General features: G+C 62.0%; 11 protein-coding genes. All 11 read left to right on the top strand.

Translation table 11 applies throughout. From position 1 onward, the window contains the following. Nucleotides 1-170 precede the first annotated feature (170 nt). Nucleotides 171-3,347, top strand: a complete 3,177-nt coding sequence (locus tag E0486_RS09140) for an ATP-dependent helicase (RefSeq protein ID WP_131851859.1) — start codon at nucleotides 171-173, stop codon at nucleotides 3,345-3,347. Between the two features lie 140 nt (nucleotides 3,348-3,487). Beyond that, on the top strand, nucleotides 3,488-4,072 hold the full coding sequence (locus tag E0486_RS09135; protein WP_165917262.1) for an RNA polymerase sigma-70 factor: 585 nt from the start codon (nucleotides 3,488-3,490) through the stop codon (nucleotides 4,070-4,072). A gap of 118 nt (nucleotides 4,073-4,190) precedes the next feature. Then, nucleotides 4,191-5,252, top strand: a complete 1,062-nt coding sequence (locus tag E0486_RS09130; protein ID WP_131851857.1) for a FecR family protein — start codon at nucleotides 4,191-4,193, stop codon at nucleotides 5,250-5,252. A gap of 82 nt (nucleotides 5,253-5,334) precedes the next feature. Beyond that, nucleotides 5,335-8,643, top strand: coding sequence for a SusC/RagA family TonB-linked outer membrane protein (locus E0486_RS09125; protein WP_131851856.1), 3,309 nt, complete (start codon nucleotides 5,335-5,337; stop codon nucleotides 8,641-8,643). A gap of 3 nt (nucleotides 8,644-8,646) precedes the next feature. After that, nucleotides 8,647-10,176, top strand: a complete 1,530-nt coding sequence (locus tag E0486_RS09120) for a RagB/SusD family nutrient uptake outer membrane protein (RefSeq protein WP_131851855.1) — start codon at nucleotides 8,647-8,649, stop codon at nucleotides 10,174-10,176. Nucleotides 10,177-10,227: 51 nt separating this feature from the next. Next, a complete protein-coding gene (locus tag E0486_RS09115) occupies nucleotides 10,228-11,157 on the top strand; it encodes a LamG domain-containing protein (RefSeq protein ID WP_131851854.1) in 930 nt (309 codons plus the stop codon). Nucleotides 11,158-11,217: 60 nt separating this feature from the next. Then, nucleotides 11,218-12,891, top strand: coding sequence for a glucoamylase family protein (locus E0486_RS09110; protein WP_131851853.1), 1,674 nt, complete (start codon nucleotides 11,218-11,220; stop codon nucleotides 12,889-12,891). Nucleotides 12,892-12,901: 10 nt separating this feature from the next. After that, nucleotides 12,902-14,203 carry a glucoamylase family protein gene (locus E0486_RS09105; protein WP_131851852.1) on the top strand — a complete coding sequence of 434 codons (1,302 nt, stop codon included), beginning with the start codon at nucleotides 12,902-12,904 and terminating at the stop codon, nucleotides 14,201-14,203. Beyond that, complete coding sequence (locus E0486_RS09100) at nucleotides 14,200-15,957, top strand: discoidin domain-containing protein (protein WP_131851851.1); 1,758 nt, start codon at nucleotides 14,200-14,202, stop codon at nucleotides 15,955-15,957. The genes E0486_RS09105 and E0486_RS09100 overlap by 4 nt, the downstream gene beginning before the upstream one ends. A gap of 114 nt (nucleotides 15,958-16,071) precedes the next feature. Continuing rightward, nucleotides 16,072-18,354 carry a beta-glucosidase BglX gene (bglX, locus tag E0486_RS09095; protein WP_131851850.1) on the top strand — a complete coding sequence of 761 codons (2,283 nt, stop codon included), beginning with the start codon at nucleotides 16,072-16,074 and terminating at the stop codon, nucleotides 18,352-18,354. Nucleotides 18,355-18,409: 55 nt separating this feature from the next. Beyond that, the gene (locus tag E0486_RS09090) at nucleotides 18,410-19,822 is read left to right on the top strand and encodes an Ig-like domain-containing domain (protein ID WP_131851849.1); all 1,413 of its coding nucleotides are present in this window, start codon (nucleotides 18,410-18,412) and stop codon (nucleotides 19,820-19,822) included. The last annotated feature ends 49 nt before the right edge of the window (nucleotides 19,823-19,871 follow it).

Raw genomic sequence — 19,871 nt, 5'->3', positions numbered from 1 at the left:
GCGCCTGCTAAAAATCCTAGCAATCCTCCCTACCTTTACTTCCCGCCTGCGCTGAAGCTACGGCGGGCGGAGTCTGTTTAGGCATTAGCGTTCCGCCCGTTTTTATAGCTGAAAAGCCTGGCGTGCGCCAGCCAACTACAAACTATAAACTACAAACTATAAACTGCCTCATGGCCTACCGCTCCGAACTCCGTGAAAAATTCGAAACCGAATACGCCCGCCTGAACGAGCAGCAGAAAGCCGCAGTGGACCAGATCGAGGGGCCCGTGATGGTGATCGCCGGGCCGGGTACGGGCAAGACGCAGATCCTGTCCGCCCGCATCGGCAAGATCCTCCTTTCCGACGCGCAGGTGGAGCCCGATAATATTCTTTGCCTCACCTATACCGACGCCGGCGTGGTGGCCATGCGCCGCCGCCTGAGCGGCTTTATCGGGCCCGACGCCTACCGCGTGGCCCTGCATACCTTCCACGCCTTCTGCAACGAGGTGATCCAGGACAACCTGGGCCTCTTTGAAAAAACGGCCCTTGACCCCATCTCCGACCTCGAGCGCATCGAGCTGCTCAAGGAGCTGATCGACGGCTTCGGCAAAGACCATCCCCTCAAGCGCTACCGCGGCGACGTGTACTTCGAGATGCACAACCTCCAGCAGCTTTTCTCCCTCATGAAGCGCGAAGGCTGGACGCCCGACTACATCTGCCAGAAGGTGAGCGAGTACCTTAAAGACCTCCCCAACCGCGACGAATACATCTGCAAGCGCGCCACCAAGGACTTCAAGAAGGGCGACGTGCGCACCGACAAGATCGCCGAGCAGGAAGAGCGCATGCAAAAGCTCATCGCCGCCTGCGGCGAGTTCACGAAGTTCCAGGAGCTGATGCGCCGCCGCAGCCGCTACGACTTCGACGATATGATCAACTGGGTCATCGGCGCCTTCCAGGACAATGCCGACCTGCTGCGTCACTACCAGGAGAAATACCAGTACATCCTCGTGGACGAATACCAGGATACCTCGGGCTCGCAGAACCGCATCGTAGAACTACTGATCAACTACTGGGACCAGCCCAACGTGTTCGTGGTGGGCGACGACGACCAGAGTATCTACCGCTTCCAGGGCGCCAACGTGGAAAACATGATGGCCTTCGGAACCTCCTTCGGCCAGGACCTCATGACCGTGGTGCTTACCGAGAACTACCGCTCCACGCAGCCTATTCTCGATATCTCCAAGAGTCTCATCGACCGCAACGAGGAGCGCCTCGTGAAGCAGATCGGCGGGCTGAGCAAGAACCTGCGCGCCGCCAACGTGGCGATGGCGCACCTGACCCATGGCCCGGAAGTGCATGCGTATGCGACACAAGGGCAGGAACTCATTGGCATCACCACGAAGATCGAAGCGCTCATCAAAGACGGCGTGGAGCCTTCCGAGATCGGCATCATCTACCGCGAGAACCGCTACGGCGAGGAGCTCGCGCAATACCTGCGCCTCAAAGGCATTCCCTTCTACAGCCGCCGCCACCTCAACATCCTCGAGCAGCCCCTCATCCGGCAGCTGCTGCAGGTGCTCGACTACATCGTGGCCGAGCGCGACACGCCCTACGGCGGGGACGGCCTCCTGTTCGAGATCCTCCACTTCGAATGGTTCGGCATCCCGCCGCTCGAAGTGGCCAAGGCCGCCATGCTGGTGTCGGACGCCAACTACCAGGACAAAAAACAAAAGACCTCCCTCCGCCGCTACGTGTGCGAGCGGTCGGCCCCCAAAGACCTCTTCGACAAGGGCCTCGACCGCCGCCTCTGCGAGACCGTACATTTACTGGAACGCCTCATCGGCGCGGCCGCCAACGAAACGCTCGCCAACCTGCTCGAGAAGATCCTCCGCGAAGCGGGCTTCCTCGGGCACATCATGGACCACACCGAGCGCCACTGGCTGCTGCAGCTTGTAACGGGCTTCTACAACCACGTGCGCGACGAGCTGCGCCGCCATCCGTACAGTACGCTCGAGCTGTTTATGGAGCGCCTCGACCTGATGCGGAAAGAAGGACTCGCCCTGCCGCTGGTGCAGGTGTCGGGCCAGGAAAAGGGCGTGAACCTGCTTACCTGCCACGGCTCCAAGGGCCTAGAATTCGACTACGTGTTCCTCGCCGGCTCCACGGCTTCTTCGTGGGAGAAGAAGCGCAAGCCCCACTCGGGCTTCTCCTTCCCCGACACGCTCTTCGCCTCCAACGCCAAGGGCGACGATACCGAGGAACTGCGCCGCCTCTTTTACGTAGCCCTCACGCGCGCCAAGCAGCACCTGTATATCTCGTACAGTAATGCTACGGAAGAAGGCAAGCTGCTGGAACCTTCGCTGTTCATCGCCGAGATCTTCGAGTCGCACCCGCTGCCCGTGCAGGCGCAGGTGCTCGAGGCCGAAGCCATCGCCGAGTTCCAGACCCTGCAGCTCACCGGCTTATTCGCCCCCGAGGTGGCGCCACTCGAAGAAGAAATGGTGGCGCGCGTGCTCTCCGGCTTCCAGATGAACGTGTCGGCGCTGAACAACTACCTGCGCTGCCCGCTGGAATTTTACTTCCGCAACATCGTACGCATCCCCTCGCCGCGCAACGAAGCCGCCGAGTTCGGCTCGGCCGTGCACCACGCGCTGGAGCAGCTGTTCGTGAAGATGAAGAAAGACCCGCAGGAGCGCTTCCCCGCCCTCGACGACTTCCTCAACGACTTTACCTGGTATATGGGCCGCAACCGCGAATGCTTCACCAAGGAGCAGTTTGCCCGCCGCAGCGAGTACGGCCTCGAGATCCTGAAGCAGTACTACAACCGCCACGTGGCGCATCTCAACAAGTTCGTGCTCATCGAGCACAACGTGCGCAGCGTAAACGTAGACGGACAGCTGCTGCGCGGCAAGCTCGACAAGATCGAGTTCCGTGGCAACGACGTGACCATCGTGGACTACAAGACCGGCGACCCCGAGCGGAGCCGGGAGAAGTTTGCCCGTCCCAACCCGAAGATTCCTGCCGGCGGCGACTACTGGCGCCAGGCCGTTTTCTACAAGATCATGATCGGCTCGTACAAGCCCGAGTGGAACGTGACGAACGTGGTGTTCGACTTCGTGGAGCCCAACAAGAAGAAGGAATACGTGCGCGAGGAAGTGCTCATCAACGATATGGACCTGCAGGACGTGAAGGCGCAGGTGAAAGACACCTACGCCGCCATCCAGGCGCGCAGGTTTTACACCGGCTGCGGGCAGGAAGACTGCCACTGGTGCAAATTCGTGAAGACCAACAAGATGACCGTGGCCCTGCATGAGCTGAAGCAGGAAGAGGAAGAGAGCAAGCGGAGCATGCTGCGCGTGGTGGAGTAGGGATTGAATATTGAATAATATCTATTGAATATTGTATATCGGAAGGGGCTCCTTCCTTATTCAATAGATATTATTCAATGGATATTATTCAATGCGCAGCCGTGTTTGATATTCGCTTAGATTTGGTAAGCCTCACACACTTGAAACGATTGTCTGTGCTACAGGACCTTTCTACCAGTGAACTGATCCAACGCATCGGGGCCGCGGGCGACGCCGGGGCCTACCGTGACCTGTTTCTCCGCTACCACGACCGGCTGGTCGCTTTTGCGGGGCATATCACCCACAACCGGTTCACGGCCGAAGAGGTGGTATCGGACGTCTTCCTGCGGCTCTGGATCAACCGGGGCAAGCTCGAGCAGATCGCGAACCCGAACCTCTACCTGTACATCGCCGTGCGCAATGCCGCCCTCAATGCCCGCGACAAGGAGCGTCGCCACGCCCACCTGCCCGAGGCGCATTCGGAAGCCCTGGCCGCCGGCTCGGCCTCCGACCCCGAGCAGTTGCTGCTGGGCCGCGAAGCGGGCGGACGCATCGAGGCGATCGTGAACCGCTTGCCGGCACAGTGCCAGCTCATTCTGCGGCTGGTAAAGGAAGAAGGCCTCCGCTACAAGGAAGTCGCCGCGCTGCTGGGCTTGTCGGTAAAGACCGTGGAAACGCAGATCAGCATCGCCCTGCGCCGCATCGACCGGCAACTGCAGCCCGCCGGCCAAACCTCGCTCAACTAGATTACCCTGGTAACCGGTTCATCGATTAACCGGTTACTACATCCCCTCCAAAAAATAGTTTGCCCTGCTTTAGGGGTACCGCCGGTTTCACCGGTCTTTACCCTTGTACGCCACCGTTATGAACGAAAAACGTTATTGGACACTGTTAGCCCGGAAGCTGTCTGGCGAATGGACGCCGGAGGAGGAGGAGGAGTGGACGCACTTGCGCCGCACCTACCCGCACCTGCGTTATTCGGCAGAAACGCTGGAGCAACTGTGGGGCCAGCCTACGCCCCCGCGTTCCGCGGAAGCGGCGGCGGCCTGGGAGCGGCACCTGGAGCGCCTGCGGGAAGCAGGTGTCCCGCTTGAGGAGCCGGCACCCGCGCCCGCGGTGTTGCCCAGCCCCCCGGCGCGGCGGCGCCCGCTCTGGCTGGCCCTTCCCGCGGCGGCGCTGCTGCTGGGCGCCTGGCTGTGGCTGCGTTCCGCGGCGGCACCCGTCCAGACGCTTTCCGCCCGCCACAGCGAGGTGAGTACCCGCCCGGGATCGCGCTCGCGGGTGTTGCTCCCCGACAGCACGGTGGTGTGGCTCAATGCCGGCAGCCGCCTGACCTATACCGAGGGCTTCGGGCTGACCCACCGCCATACGGTGCTTACCGGCGAGGCCTTTTTCGATGTCACCCACAATGCCGCCCTGCCTTTTACCATACAGGCCGGCGATGTCCAAATAAAGGTGCTGGGCACTGCCTTCAACGTCAAGGCCTACCCCGGTGAGGCCACCGAAACGAGCCTCCTCCGCGGGCAGGTGCAGCTGACGCTCGGCCAGCGCCCCGGCGAGAACTACCGCCTTCGCCCGAACGAAAAGCTGGTGGTGCGTGCGGCGGCCGACACGGCCACGGGCGGGCCGCTGGTGGAGCTGCGCAGCCTGGAACACACCGCATCGGAAGAAGTGGTGGAAACCGCCTGGGTAGACAATAAGCTGGTGTTTCGCAACGAGCCCCTGTCGGTGCTGGCCGCCCGGATGACCCGCTGGTACGGCGTGCCCGTAACGGTGGGCGACGAAAGCCTCGCCGGTGAACGCGTGTCCGGGGCTTTTGTGAACGAGAGCCTCGCGCAGGCGCTCACCGAGCTGCAACTCATTGCCCGCTTCCGGCTGCAGCCGCAGGCCGGCGGGTACCTCCTGCTGTCACTACAAAACAATTGATACATGATGTACCGACTGCCTTGCAACAGCTCCTGACACGCCCGACGCGAAGCCTTACTTTTTTCCATTAAATGTCTTGCTTATGAACACTCAGAAAGATACCCTACCGACGGCGCGCCGCTCCTTCCTGCAGCGGCTCGGCCTGGCGTTGCTGTTCCTGTTGCTGCTGCCCGCGGCCTCCCGCGCCGGTTTGCCCAACAAGCTGACCCTGGCCCTGGACCGGACCGAGCTGCGCCAGGCCCTGCACCTCATTGAGCAGCAGAGCGCCTACCGCTTTTTTTACAACGAAACGATCGTAGCCGGCAAGCAGCCGGTGACGCTGCATGTGCGCGATGCCGAACTGAGCACCGTGCTGGACCAGCTGCTCCCGAGCCGGGGCATCAGCTACCGCCTCCTCGACAACAACGTGGTAGTGCTCCAGCCGGAGGGGGCTTCCCGCCCCCCGGCCGACCGCCCCGTCAGCGGGCGCGTGACGAACAGCGCGGGGCAGCCCCTCGCCGGCGTTTCGGTGACCGTGCCGGGTGCCGGCACCGGAACCAGCACCGATGCGCAGGGACAATTTACCCTCAATGTGCCGGACGCCGTAACGACGCTCACCTTCTCCTACGTGGGCTACCAGACACAGACGGTGCCGATCGGCAACGGCGCCATGAACGTGCGCCTCGTGGCTGCCGAAAGCCTGATGGACAACGTGGTGGTGGTGGGCTACGGCACCCAGCGCAAGCGCGATGTGACCGGTGCCGTGTCGCGGGTGTCGGGAACCGAGCTGGCGCGCCAGCCGGTACTGACGGCCACACAGGGCCTGCAGGGCAAGGTGGCCGGCGTGCAGATCATTTCTTCCGGCGCTCCCAACTCCGCACCCGTGGTGCGCATCCGCGGTACGGGCAGCATCCTCGGTGGCGTGAACCCGCTCTACGTAGTGGATGGCGTGATCACCGATGATATCCGCAACATCAACAATGCCGACATCACCTCGGTGGACGTGCTCAAAGACGCCTCCGCCGCCGCTATCTACGGTGTGCGCGCCGCCAACGGCGTGGTGCTCATCACCACCAAGAAAGGTCGCGTCGGCGCCATGACCACCAGCTACGACGGCAGCGTGGGCCTCCGTGAGGCCTCGCACCTGGTGAAGATGGCTAACGCACAGCAGTATGCCACCTACATCAACGAAGCCAGCGTCAACACGGGCAACGGCGACATCCTCGTAGACCCGGCCGCCACCAGCACGTCTACCGACTGGTACGGCACCATCCTGCGGCGCGCCTTTTACCAGAACCACAACCTGTCGGTGTCCGGCGGCAGCGACCGCGTGACCTATTTCCTCAGCGCCGGCTACTTTGCCGACGAAGGCATCGTGCTCAACAGCAAGTTCCGCCGCTTCACCATCCGCTCCAACAACGACTACAAGCTGTCGGAGCTGTTCCGCCTGAGCAGCCTCATCTCGTTCAGCAACGGCCGGACGCAGGACGTGAACCTGGGCGCCGCCTACAACAACGCGTACCATGCCGCGCCCATCATTCCCTCCAAGATCGGCAACCGCTACGGCAATACGTCGGCCTACCAGAACGTGGGCAACCCGCTGCTCGATATCGAAGGCAACGACAACGTGTATTCGGAAAACCGCTTCCAGGGCACCCTCGCGCTGGACTTCAAGCCGGTGAGCTGGATCACCTTCCGCAGTTCCTTCGGTGTGGACCTGGGCTTCAACAACCGCAACATCTACACGAACCAGTTTGCCAACGACACGGCGACCTTCCTGGTGGCCGGCGGCAACCAGCGCAACGACAAGAGCCTGCTGCAGGTACGCGACGAGCGCAACCGCCGCTGGGTGTGGGACAATACGGTGACCGCGCAACGCACCTACGGCCGCAGCGACTTCACCCTGCTGCTGGGCACCACGGCCGAGCGCATCCTGAGCAACGGCAGCATCGCATCGCGCAACGGCGTACCCGCCGACCCGAGCCTCCGCTACCTGAGCCAGGGCGACGAGTCGACGCAGAAGAGCAGCTCCGAAGCCGCCGAGCGCACCCGCAACTCCTACATCGCGCGCCTCAGCTACGCCTTCGACCGCAAGTACCTCGTTACCGGCACCTTCCGCGCCGACGGCACCTCCCAGTTCACCGAGAAGTATTCCTACTCGCCCGCCATCGGCCTGGGCTGGGTGATCAGCAACGAGAAGTTCATGGGCGGCCAGAAGCTGTTCAACTACCTGAAGCTGCGCGCCTCCTACGGCCGCCTCGGTAACGACAATATCCCGCTGTCGGCCAGCATCCAGACGATCCAGAACAACCTGCCGTATTTTTTCAACGGCCAGTATAATTCCGGGATCAACTATTCCACGTTCGTGGATAAGAACATCAAGTGGGAGTCGACGACGGAGACCGACCTGGGCCTCGATTTCAGCCTGTTGGACGGCCGCCTTACCGGTGAGCTGGACGTGTACCGCAAGGAAGTGAAAGACGCCCTCGTGCAGGTGCCGATCCTCATCGGCACGCTCACCAACCTCGTGTATACCAACCTGGCGAGCATCGACAACAAAGGCGTGGAGCTGGGGCTCAACTGGCAGGGCAAGATCGGCAAGCAGGTGCGCTATACACTGGGCGTCAACGCGAGCTACAACGAAAACAACGTGGTGGCGCTCCGCGGCGGGCAAACGGTGTTCTCGGGCTTCGTCGGCTCCAAGGGCAGCACCACCGCCACCGACAACAACCAGCCGATCAGCTCCTTCTATATGCTGGAAGCCGACGGTGTGTTTCACAACCAGAAAGAGCTGGCGCAATACATCACGAGCAACGGCACGCCCATCACCATCAACGGGCAGGCGCCCGCGCTCGGCGACCTGCGCTATATCGACCAGAACAACGACGGCAAGATCGACGACAACGACCGCGTTTTCTCCGGCTCGTACCTGCCCAAGGTGACCCTGGGCCTCAACAGTTCGTTTGCCTACAAGAACTTCGACCTGAGCGTAGCCATCTATGCCGCGCTGGGCAGCAAGATCTATAATGGTAAAAAGGCGGCCCGCTTCAACCAGCGCGACAACATCGAGGCCAGCGTGGCCGAAGACCGCTGGACCTTTGCCAACTACAGCTCCGACGTTCCGCGCGCCAACCTCAATGCCCTGCCCCATTCCACCTACTTCCTCGAGTCGGGCTCCTTTGCACGCATCAACAACCTGACGGTAGGCTATACCGTGCAGGGCGCCCGCTGGAGCAACTGGGGCATCAAGGGCCTGCGGGTGTATCTCACCGCGCAAAATCTCTATACGCTGACGAACTATTCGGGCTTCACGCCCGAGCTCGCCAGCAGCGACCCGCTGAGCCAGGGCATCGAGCTCAATGCCTACCCGACTACCCGAACCTATGCCTTTGGCGTAAACTTAAATTTCTGACGTATGAAGCGATCACTCCATAAACTGACCTTCCTGTCGCTTCCGCTGGTACTGGCCCTGTCCTTTACCAACTGCAAGCGCAGCTTCCTGGAGGTAGAGCCGCCGGGCGAGCTCACCGAAAACTCCATTGCCGGCGACCCGACCATCGCGCGCCGCCTCGTTACGGGCGTGTATAGCCAGCTTTACCAGGGCGGCTTCGGCGACGACGTACACGGCATCATCTTCTGCATGGCCACCGACGTGGCCTCCGACGACGCCGACAAGGGCAGCACCCCCGCCGACCAGTCGCCGGAAGCCGTGGGCTTCGACAACTTCACCAGCGACCTGAACAGCCGTAACTTTTATGTAGACCGCCTCTGGAACGGCCACTACCGCGGCATCAACAGCGCCAACAATGCGCTGAAAGTGCTCGAGGGCAGTACGATCGACAACGTCACGAAGCGGACGCTGATCGGGGAAGTACGGTTCCTGCGCGCCTATTTTTATTTCAACCTCGTACGTCTTTTCGGCGGCGTGCCGCTGTCGCTGCGCGTGCCGGAAAGCCTGGCCGATGCCGCCAGCGACGAATTCAACGTACGGGCCACGCGCGACCAGGTGTATACGGCCATCATCAACGACCTGCAGTACGGCGTTGACAGCCTGCCGGCAAAAGGCGATCCCGGTACCGAGCCGGGGCGTGCCAACAAGGGGGCGGCGCAAAGCCTGCTGGCGAAAGTGTACCTGTATCAGCGTAACTTCCAGAAGGCCTACGAGCTCGCCGATGCGGTGATCGCATCGAACAAATACGGACTGGTGACCAACTACGCACAGAACTTCCGCAACAAAGCCCTCGCCGACAACAACGTGGAGTCGGTATTCGAGATCCAGACCGGTGTGGATGCCAACTGCAACGCTTCGGTGCCCTTTTACGTGGTGGCGCAGGGACCGCGTGCCGGCGGCGTGGGCGGCTGGGCCGACCTGGGTTTCGGGCTCAATACGCCGAGCGATAACCTGGCCGCTGCCTACGAGGCGAACGACGTGCGCCGCGACGCCACCATCCTATTCATCCAGCCCAACGGAACGACGCTGTGGGACGGCTTCCAGATCCCGCCCCGCAATGCGGTGCAGAACGACCGGTATAACTACAAGGCCTACTTCGGCCGCCGCGTGGATCCCTATTGCGGCAGTGGCAATACCGACCGGCTGCCCAAGAACGTCAAGATCGTGCGTTATGCCGAAGTGCTGCTGATCCATGCCGAAGCGGGTTTGCAAACGGGACATGCGGGGGAAGCCCAGAATGACCTCAACGCCATCCGCACACGTGCCGGCCTGACCTCGGTTCCCGCCACGCAGCAATCGGTGTGGAACGAGCGCCGACTGGAGCTGGCCATGGAGCAGGACCGCTTCTTCGACATCGTGCGGCAAGGGCGGGCCGGCACCATCCTGCGGGCGCTGGGCAAGACGTTTGTAGACAACAAGAACGAAGTGTTTCCCATCCCGCAAACGCAGATCGACCTCAGCGGTGGACGGATCAACCAGAACAACGGCTATTAAACAACGCATTCAACTCTTTTAGTCATTCCTAATTTTTAAACTGCAACACTTATGAACAAGATGACCAGCCGACTGACTGTTGGCGCTCTGACCCTCCTGATGGGCGGCATGATGATGACGTCCTGCAAAAAGAAAGACAACGACGTGGCGCCCCCGGACCCGATCGGCGGCTTCAACAACTCGAACGAAGTGGGTGCCGCCACGCTGAAGGCACACTGGACCTTCAACGGCACGCTGAATGAAGGCATGTCGAACACCGCGCCGACCTCGAGCGCCGGCACCTCGTTCGTATCCGGTCCTGCGGGCAGCCAGGCCCTTGGCCTGAACAACGGGTACGTGCTGTATCCTTCCATCGCCGCACTGAACGTGGCCAACATCGGCAGCATTACGGTGAGCGCCTGGGTGAAGACCGCCAACAACGGCACCACGGCCACCACCAGCGTATTCGCCCTCACGCAGAGCGCCGCCACACAGAGCGACTGGAACACCGGCCCGGTGAACATGTACCTCGAGAACAACAAGCCGGTGGCTTACAACGACACCCTGGTGTTTCACTCCGCGTTCAGCACCTATTCGAACGGCAACCGTCGCGGTGGCGACAACATCAACGATTACGGTGTGCGGGAAACCGATTTCAAAACCGTTAAGGGCGCCAACCGCTGGGTACACTACGTAATGCGCTACGACGGCACGGGTTCCAACATCGACATCTTCGCCGACGGCGTGCTGGTGTCGAACAACAACTTCCGTCACCGCACCGACGGCAACCCGCCGGTAGGCTTGGGCGGCATCGTGGGTACCACGCCTTACCAGTCGCTCATCGGCGCCTTCCCGAACGCCAACACGGGCTTCGCCAACTCGGCCGCCCAAACCTGGCAGGGCCTCTTCAACGGCCAGATCGACGAGCTGCGCGTATGGTATTCGGCCCTCAGCGATACCGACATCAGCTCGCTGTACCAGCTGGAAAAAGCCGGCCGCTAATTTTTCTCCGAACGAACCGGGACAACGAAGGCGTTGTCCCGGTTTTTTTAAACGAACCATATGAAACGCCCGCTCCAAGTGGCCCTGCTGGTCCTCCTGGCCTTTTCCTGTAAAAAGAAAAACGAAGGAGCCGCTCCCGTGGTGCCCGCACCGGTACCCGGCTTCGGCCTCGCCTCCCTGCAGGTCAACGGGGTGCCGGCAACGGGGCTCACCGCCTTTGGCGTGCCACTGCGGCAGCCACAGCTGCAGCTCGCCTTTACCGCGCCGCTCGACCGCGCGAGCGTCGGCCGCAGCCTCTCCTTTCAAAGCAGCACCGGCAGCGCCGTCACCTACAGCCTTGCCTACGCCGGCAACGACAGCGTGCTTCAAGTAACGCCGGCCACCGCGCTGCAACCACTTACCCGCTACAGCATCACCCTCTCCGGCGACCTCCGCTCCGCCACCGGCGGCGCCTTTTCGCCGGCCACCACCCTTACGATCTTCACCGGCATCGACTCGAGCGATAAGTTCCCGGTTCTTTCCGACACCGCACTTGTGGAGCAAACGCAATTGCAGGCCTTCCGGTATTTCTACGACTTCGGCCACCCCGTCAGCGGCCTCGCCCGCGAGCGTAACACGTCGGGCGACGTGGTGACCTCGGGCGGCTCGGGCTTCGGCATCATGGCGCTGCTCGTGGGCGCTCACCGCAACTTCATTACGCGGGCACAGGCGCTGCAGCGCCTGCAAACGACCGTGGCTTTTTTGGAGAACACGGCGCAAACCTTTCACGGCGCCTACCCGCACTGGCTCAACGGTGTTACCGGCGTGGTCATACCCTTCAGCCCGGCCGACAACGGCGCCGACCTCGTGGAGACGTCTTACCTCGTGCAGGGACTGCTTTGCGCCCGGCAATATTTCAGCGGCGCCGCTGCCGACGAGGCCGCGCTGCGCAACGACATCAATACAATCGTCGACCGCGTGGAGTGGGACTGGTTCCGCAAGGGCGGCGAGCAAGTGCTGTACTGGCACTGGAGTCCCAGCGGTGGCTGGGCGATGAACATGCCCATCCGCGGCTGGAACGAATGCCTCATCACGTATGTGCTGGCCGCTTCTTCCAACACCCACAGCATTCCGCGCAGCGTGTACGACCAGGGCTGGGCGCAGAGCGGGGGCATGCGCAACGGCAGCTCCTACTACGGGCATCCGCTGCCCCTGGGTCCTGCATACGGCGGGCCGCTGTTCTTTTCCCACTACTCCTTCCTGGGCCTGGATCCCAACGGGCTCACCGATGCCTATGCCAACTATACGACACAGGTGGTGAATCATGCGCTCATCAACCACGACTATTGCGTGGCCAACCCGAGAAAATACTATGGCTACAGCGATCAGTGCTGGGGCCTCACCGCCAGCGACATCCCGAATGGCTACACGGCCTCGTCGCCGACCAACGATGTGGGTGTCCTTGCACCTACCGCGGCCCTCTCTTCGTTTCCGTATACGCCTGCCGAATCCATGAAGGCCCTCCGTTTTTTCTATTATAAGCTGGGCGATCGCCTCTGGAGCACCTATGGCCCGCACGACGCCTTCCGCTTGCAGGATCCCTGGTTTGCCGATTCGTACCTCGCTATCGACCAGGGGCCCATCGTGGTGATGATGGAAAATTACCGCAGCGGCCTGCTCTGGAACCTGTTCACGAGCTGCCCCGAAGTAAAGAACGGGCTCCGCAACCTGGGCTTCAGCGCGCCTTACCTGTAAAACCAAACACATGAAACCGATCCGACTGCTCCTCTTCGTCTTCCTGCTGGCCGTTGCTGCGCCCGCTTCGTCGCAAACACTATCGGACGCTGCCTTGCTCGACACCGTGCAAAAGGCCACACTGCGCTACTTCACCGACTTCGCCCACCCCGTAAGCGGCATGGCGCGCGAGCGGAGCAACAACAGCTTTGGTTACGGCAACGAAGTGGTCACCACCGGCGGTACCGGCTTTGGCGTGATGGCGCTCATCGCGGGCGTGGACCGCGGCTTTATCGGTCGCGATACCACGGCGCGCCTCCTGCTGAAGATGGTCAACTTCCTGCTCAAGGCCGATGCGTACCACGGCGTGTTCGCGCACTGGCTCAACGGCTCTACGGGGCGCACCATACCGTTCAGCCGCAAAGACGATGGCGCCGACCTCGTTGAGTCGGCCTACCTCTTCCAGGGGCTGCTCTGTGCGCGCCAGTATTTCAATGGTGACAACAACGTGGAGCGCGAACTGCGCAACCGCATCAACTGGCTGTGGAGCGACGTGGAGTGGAACTGGTTCACCAAGGGCGGCGAAGACGTGCTGTACTGGCACTGGAGTCCCAACAACGGTTGGGCGATGAACTTCCCGATCCGCGGCTTCAACGAGTGCCTTATTGTATATATACTGGCCGCCTCTGCCGATCGGTATCCCGTGCCGGCATCGGTGTACCACCGCGGCTGGGCGCAAAGCAATTTCTTCAAAAACGGAAGGACCTTCCTCGGCACGGTGCTGCCCCTCGGGTTCGACTGGGGCGGCCCGCTGTTCTTCAGCCAGTATTCCTTTCTCGGGCTCGACCCGCACGGGCTGAAGGACGATTATGCCGACTACTGGCAGCAGAACACGGCCCATACAAAGATCAACCACCATTACTGCGTGCAGAACCCGAAGAAGTACAAAGGCTACGGCGAGAACTGCTGGGGCCTGACGGCATCCGACTCCTGGGTGGGCTATGCCGCGCACTCGCCGACGGAGGACCTGGGCGTGATCACGCCCACGGCGGCACTGTCGGCCTTTCCTTATTCGCCGGCCGAGTCGATGAAGGCACTCCGGTATTTCTACGGTCCGCAGAAAGCGAAGCTGTGGGGGCCCTACGGTTTTCGCGACGCCTTCAGCGAAAGCAAAGACTGGTATGCCGAGTCCTACCTGGCCATCGACCAGGGACCGATCGTGGCGATGATCGAGAACTACCGCAGCGGCCTGCTGTGGAAGTTGTTTATGAGCTGCCCGGAGGTCCAGGGCGGATTGCGCAAGCTGAATTTTAAAAGCCCTTACCTCAAATGAAACGGCATACCGCACTATTGTGCTGCCTCCTGTGCGTTGGCGTTTACTATGCCGGCGCGCAGCGCACCTATTGCAACCCGGTAAACCTCGATTACGGCTACACCCCCATCCCGGCCTTTGCCGAATGGGGACGGCACCGCGCCACCGCCGACCCCGTGATCGTGATATATAAGAACGACTACTACCTGTTTTCCACCAACCAATGGGGCTACTGGTGGAGCCCCGACCTCTCGCACTGGAACTACGTGTCGCGCCGCTTCCTGCGTCCCTGGAATACCGGTACCTACGACGAGCTCTGCGCGCCGGCCGTGGGCGTGCTGGGCGATACGATGATCGTGTTCGGTTCGACCTACACAAAGAATTTCAGCATCTGGATGAGCACCGATCCGAAGGGGAATGACTGGAAGCCGCTCGTCGACTCCTTCGAGATCGGCGGCTGGGACCCGGCTTTCTTCACCGATGATCCCGGCAAGCTGTATCAATACAACGGCTCTTCGAACCGATACCCGCTTTACGGCATCGAGCTGGACCGGAAGACGCTGCGGCCCATTGGCACACGGCAGGAAATGTACCTGCTGGAGCCCTGGCGCTACGGTTGGCAGCGCTTCGGCGAATACCTGGATGATACGTTCCTGGATCCCTTCATCGAGGGCGCGTGGATGACCAAACACGGCGGAAAATATTACCTGCAATACGGCGCGCCCGGTACCGAGTTCAGCGGCTATGCCGACGGTGTGGTGGTCGGTGACGGTCCGCTCGGGCCCTTCACGCCGCAGTCCGACCCGCTGTCGTGGAAAGCCGGCGGCTTTGCACGCGGTGCCGGCCATGGCGCCACCTTCCAGGACCGCTGGGGCAATTACTGGCACGTATCAACCATCGGCATTTCGGTAAAGAACAACTTCGAGCGCCGCCTCGGCCTCTGGCCGGCGGGCTTCGACAGCAGCGGCGTCATGTATTGCAACACTGCCTTCGGCGACTACCCGCACTACCTGCCCGGGGCGGCGCGCGCGGACGGCTACTCGCCCAATGGGGACGGCGGCTTCACGGGCTGGATGCTGCTCAACTACAACAAGCCGGTGCAAGTGTCGAGCACGCTGGGTGGCTACGCTGCCAACAACGCAGTGGATGAGTCGATCAAGACCTATTGGAGCGCCGTGTCGGGCGGCCCGGGCGAATGGCTGCAAAGCGACCTCGGCGCGGTTTCCACGGTGCAGGCGGTGCAGATCAACTACGCCGACCAGGATGCGGAGTTTCTCGGCAAGAGCAGCGGTGTATTTCACCAATATGTATTGAAGGCTTCCACCGACGGAAAGCGCTGGACCGTTATCGCCGACAAGCGCCACAACCGCAGCGACGTGCCCCACGACTACGTGGAGCTCGCCACGCCGGTGCAGGCGCGCTACATCCGCCTGGAAAATAGCCACATGCCCACGGGCAAGTTCGCCATCAGCGGCCTCCGCGTTTTCGGCAAAGGCAACGTGACGCCGCCACCGCCTCCGAAGGCCTTCTTCGTGCTGCGCACCGAAAAAGACAAGCGCAGTGCCTGGATCAAATGGTCGCCGGTAGACGGGGCTACGGGCTACAACATCTACATGGGCACATCGCCCGACAAGTTGTACAGCAACATCCTGTTGTATGGCGTGAACGAATATTACTTCAAAGGGATGGACCGCGAGCGGGCCTATTACTTCCGCATCGAGGCGTTTAATGAAGGTGGAGTGGGAGCGAAGTCGGAGCCCGTGCGTTCCGACTAGCCCCGGCACTACATCAATACTACGTCAACCCCGTTTTTCCGCACGACGCGGTTCGGGTTTGCAGCGGTCCTGACTTTCCTTTGTGTCCTTATAAAACCAAGAAATACAGCTTTTATGATACTGTTGAAAAAAGCCACCCTAGCCTTCCTGTTGCTCTTCGCCGTAAGCGGCCTCTTTGCGCAGAACGGATCTTCCGGCATGACCGTGTACGTGGGCTACCTGATGAAGCGGATGACGCTGGAGGAAAAGATCGGGCAGCTGAACCTGCTGACCCCCGGTGGTGGCGTAGCCACGGGGGCCGTGGTGAGCTCGGATGTGGAGAGCAAGATCCGTCGCGGGCAGGTGGGCGGATTGTTCGGCGTGATCGGTGTAGATAAGATCCGGCAGGCGCAGACCCTCGCCGTTACGGGCAGCCGGCTCAAGATCCCGCTCCTCTTCGGGTCCGACATCATTCATGGCTACAAGACCACCTGGCCGATACCGCTGGCGCTGTCGTGCAGCTGGGATACGGCGCTGGTGGAGGAAAGCGCGCGCATGGCGGCCGATGAGGCCACCGCCGACGGCCTTAGCTGGGCCTTCTCGCCCATGGTCGACATTGCCCGCGACCCGCGCTGGGGCCGAGTAGCCGAAGGCGCCGGCGAAGACCCCTTCCTGGGCAGCCAGCTGTCGGCCGCGATGGTGCGCGGCTACCAGGGCAAAGACCTCTCGGCCGACAACACGCTGATGGCCTGCGTGAAGCACTTCGCGTTGTACGGCGCTGCCGAAGGCGGCCGCGACTACAACACCACCGACATGAGCCGCGTCAAAATGTACGAGTACTACCTGCCGCCGTACAAGGCCGCCGTCGACGCCGGTGTGGGCAGCGTGATGAGCTCTTTCAACGAGATCGACGGAATCCCCGCCACGGCCAACCGCTGGCTGATGACCGACCTGCTGCGCCGCCAGTGGGGCTTTAAAGGATTTGTGGTGACCGACTATACCGCCATCAACGAGATGATCGAGCACGGCATGGGCGACCTGCAGGAAGTGTCGCGCCTCGCCCTCAAAGCGGGCATCGATATGGATATGGTGGGCGAAGGCTTTCTGACCACGCTGCAAAAATCGCTGAAGGAAGGCAAGGTGACGCTGGCCGACATCGACGCGGCCTGCCGCCGGGTGCTCGAAGCGAAATACAAGCTCGGGCTTTTTGAAGACCCTTTCCGCTATTGCAATGCGGACCGCGCCCGGCGCACCGTGCAGAATGCCGCCATGCGCGCCGCCGCGCGCCGCTATGCCGCGCGCTCGGCGGTGCTCCTGAAAAACGACCGCAACCTGTTGCCGCTGCAAGCCCGCGGCACCATCGCGCTCATCGGGCCGCTGGCCAACAACCGCAGCAACATGCTCGGCACCTGGGCGGTGAGCGGCGATGCGCAAACCTCTGTGCCCATCTACGAGGCCCTGCGCCGCGAGAGCGGGGTGAACGTGCTGTACGCGAAGGGCGCCAATATCACCGACGACACGGCGCTGGCCAAGCGCGCCAACGTATTCGGCGAGCGCGTGGATAGGGGGCCGGGTACTTCGAAGCAACTGCTCGACTCGGCCCTCGCCGTGGCACAGGCCGCCGACGTGATCGTAGCCGTGCTGGGTGAGGCTTCTGAATTTACCGGCGAAGCAGCAAGCCGCTCTGACATCGGGCTGCCCGCGTCGCAACAGGCGTTGCTGACCGCGCTGAAGGCTACCGGCAAACCGATCGTTGTGGTGTTGATGAGCGGCCGCCCGCTGACGATCGAAAACGAAGCCCGCCAGGCGGATGCGCTGTTGCAGTATTGGTTTCCCGGGCACGAAGCGGGCAACGCGCTCGCCGACCTGCTCTTCGGCCGCTACAACCCGTCGGGCCGCCTCAGCATGAGCTGGCCGCGCAACGTGGGGCAGATCCCCGTTTACTACAACCACAAGAATACCGGCCGCCCGCAACCCGCCGGCGAAGGACAGAAGTTTCGCTCCAACTACCTCGATGTGTCGAATGACCCGCTGTTCGCGTTTGGCTACGGATTGAGCTACACGCAGTTCACCTACGGTCCGCTGACGCTCGACAAAACGCACCTGCGCCGCGGCGAAACGCTGATGGCCTCCGTCACCGTTACCAACAGCGGCGCCTATGACGGCGAAGAGGTGGTGCAACTGTACATCGCCGATCCCGTGGCATCGGTGACGCAGCCGGTGCGCAAGCTCAAGGCCTTCCGGAAAGTGAACCTGCGCAAGGGCGAGCGCCGCACGATCCGCTTCCCGGTGACGGTGAACGAGCTGAGTTTTTACAACAGCGCGCTGCAATGGGTAGCCGAGCCCGGCGAGTTCCGGGTGCAGGTGGGCCCTTCGTCGGACCGCACCCAGTCGGTGTCGTTCGTACTGGACAAGTAAGATTATCGCTTTCTTAGCAGGGCTGCCGCCGGAAAGGAATTATGTTTGCCGGAACATGAACCGCTTTTCTTTTCCGGCGGCCGCTTTTTTGCTGCTGATCCTGGCGCAGCTGGGAAACTCCTGCGCCAACATCGTTCCGCCTGCCGGTGGCCCGCGCGACAGCCTGCCGCCGCGCCTCGTGCGCTCTTCTCCGCCCGACTCCACGACCAACTTCCGCGGCAAGACCATCGAGCTTACCTTCGACGAATACATCACGCTGCAGGAAACGCGGACCAACCTGACCGTGTCGCCGATGTACGAGATCCAGCCCGAGATCTCCACCCGCCTCCGCACGCTGACCATCCGTCTCAAAGACACGCTGGAGCCCAATACCACCTACACCTTTAACTTCGGCAGCGCCATCCGCGATTTCAATGAAGGCAATATTCTGCGCGACTTCGACTATACCTTTTCCACCGGCCCCGCGCTCGACTCGCTGTCGCTGGACGGCATCGTCACCCTTGCCGAGACCGGCGGCACCGACAGCACGCTGCTGGTGGAACTGTACCGCAACCTCCAGGACAGCGCCGTGGTAACGCAGGGTCCGCGCTACATCACGCACCCCGATGCCGAGGGGCGCTTCCGCTTCCGCAACCTGCCGGCGGGCACCTTTGCCGTGTATGTGCTTGAAGACAAGAACAACCGCCGCTACCTGGCCAAGAACCAGCTGTTCGGCTTCCTGGATTCTTCGGTGACGACGGGCCGCGGGAATACGCCGCTGCAGCTCTATGCCTACCGCGAAACGCCCGCTGTCACCAATGGCGCTTCACCCTCGGGCACACCCCGTTCGACGCCGCAGGCCGCTACCGACCGTCGCCTCAAATACACCACCGCACCCGGCACGCAGGACCTGCAGAGCGACTTCCGCATCACCTTCGACAACAAAGTGAAAACTTTCGACAGCAGCAAGGTGCGCCTCTACCGCGACAGCGCGACCGCGGTGCCCGCCAGCCTGCGCCTCGACAGCACGCGCCGGGTACTGAGCCTGCGCAGCGCCTGGACGGAGGGCGCCAGCTACCAGCTGATCCTCGAAAAAGACTTCGCCACCGATACCACCGGCCGCAGCCAGCTGCGCAACGACACGGTCTTATTCAGCGCGAAACGAACTACAGACTACGGCAAGCTGCTGTTGCGCTTCCGCGGTGCCGTTCCCTCCAGCAACCCCGTGCTGCAATTCGTGCAGGGCGACAAGGTCGTGTTCTCGGCGCCCGTGGGCAGCGGCACCCTCAGCCGCGACCTCTTCCCGCCGGGCGACTACGACCTGCGCCTGCTTTTCGACCGCAACGGTAACGGTATTTGGGACGCGGGCCGTTTCTTTGGCGGAAAGCGCCAGCCCGAAATCGTGCTGCCGGTAGAGCGCAAGCTTACCGTGAAGCCCGATCTCGACAACGAGATCGAGATCGAGCTGCCCCAGCCGCCGGGCCGATAACGAGTCATAAAAAAGCCCCCGCCTCAAGGCGGGGGCTTTTTTATGCGGG

This window comes from Flaviaesturariibacter aridisoli (genome assembly GCF_004343705.1).
GTDB lineage: Bacteria > Bacteroidota > Bacteroidia > Chitinophagales > Chitinophagaceae > Flavisolibacter > Flavisolibacter aridisoli.
This window is presented reverse-complemented; position numbering and strand designations above follow the sequence as displayed.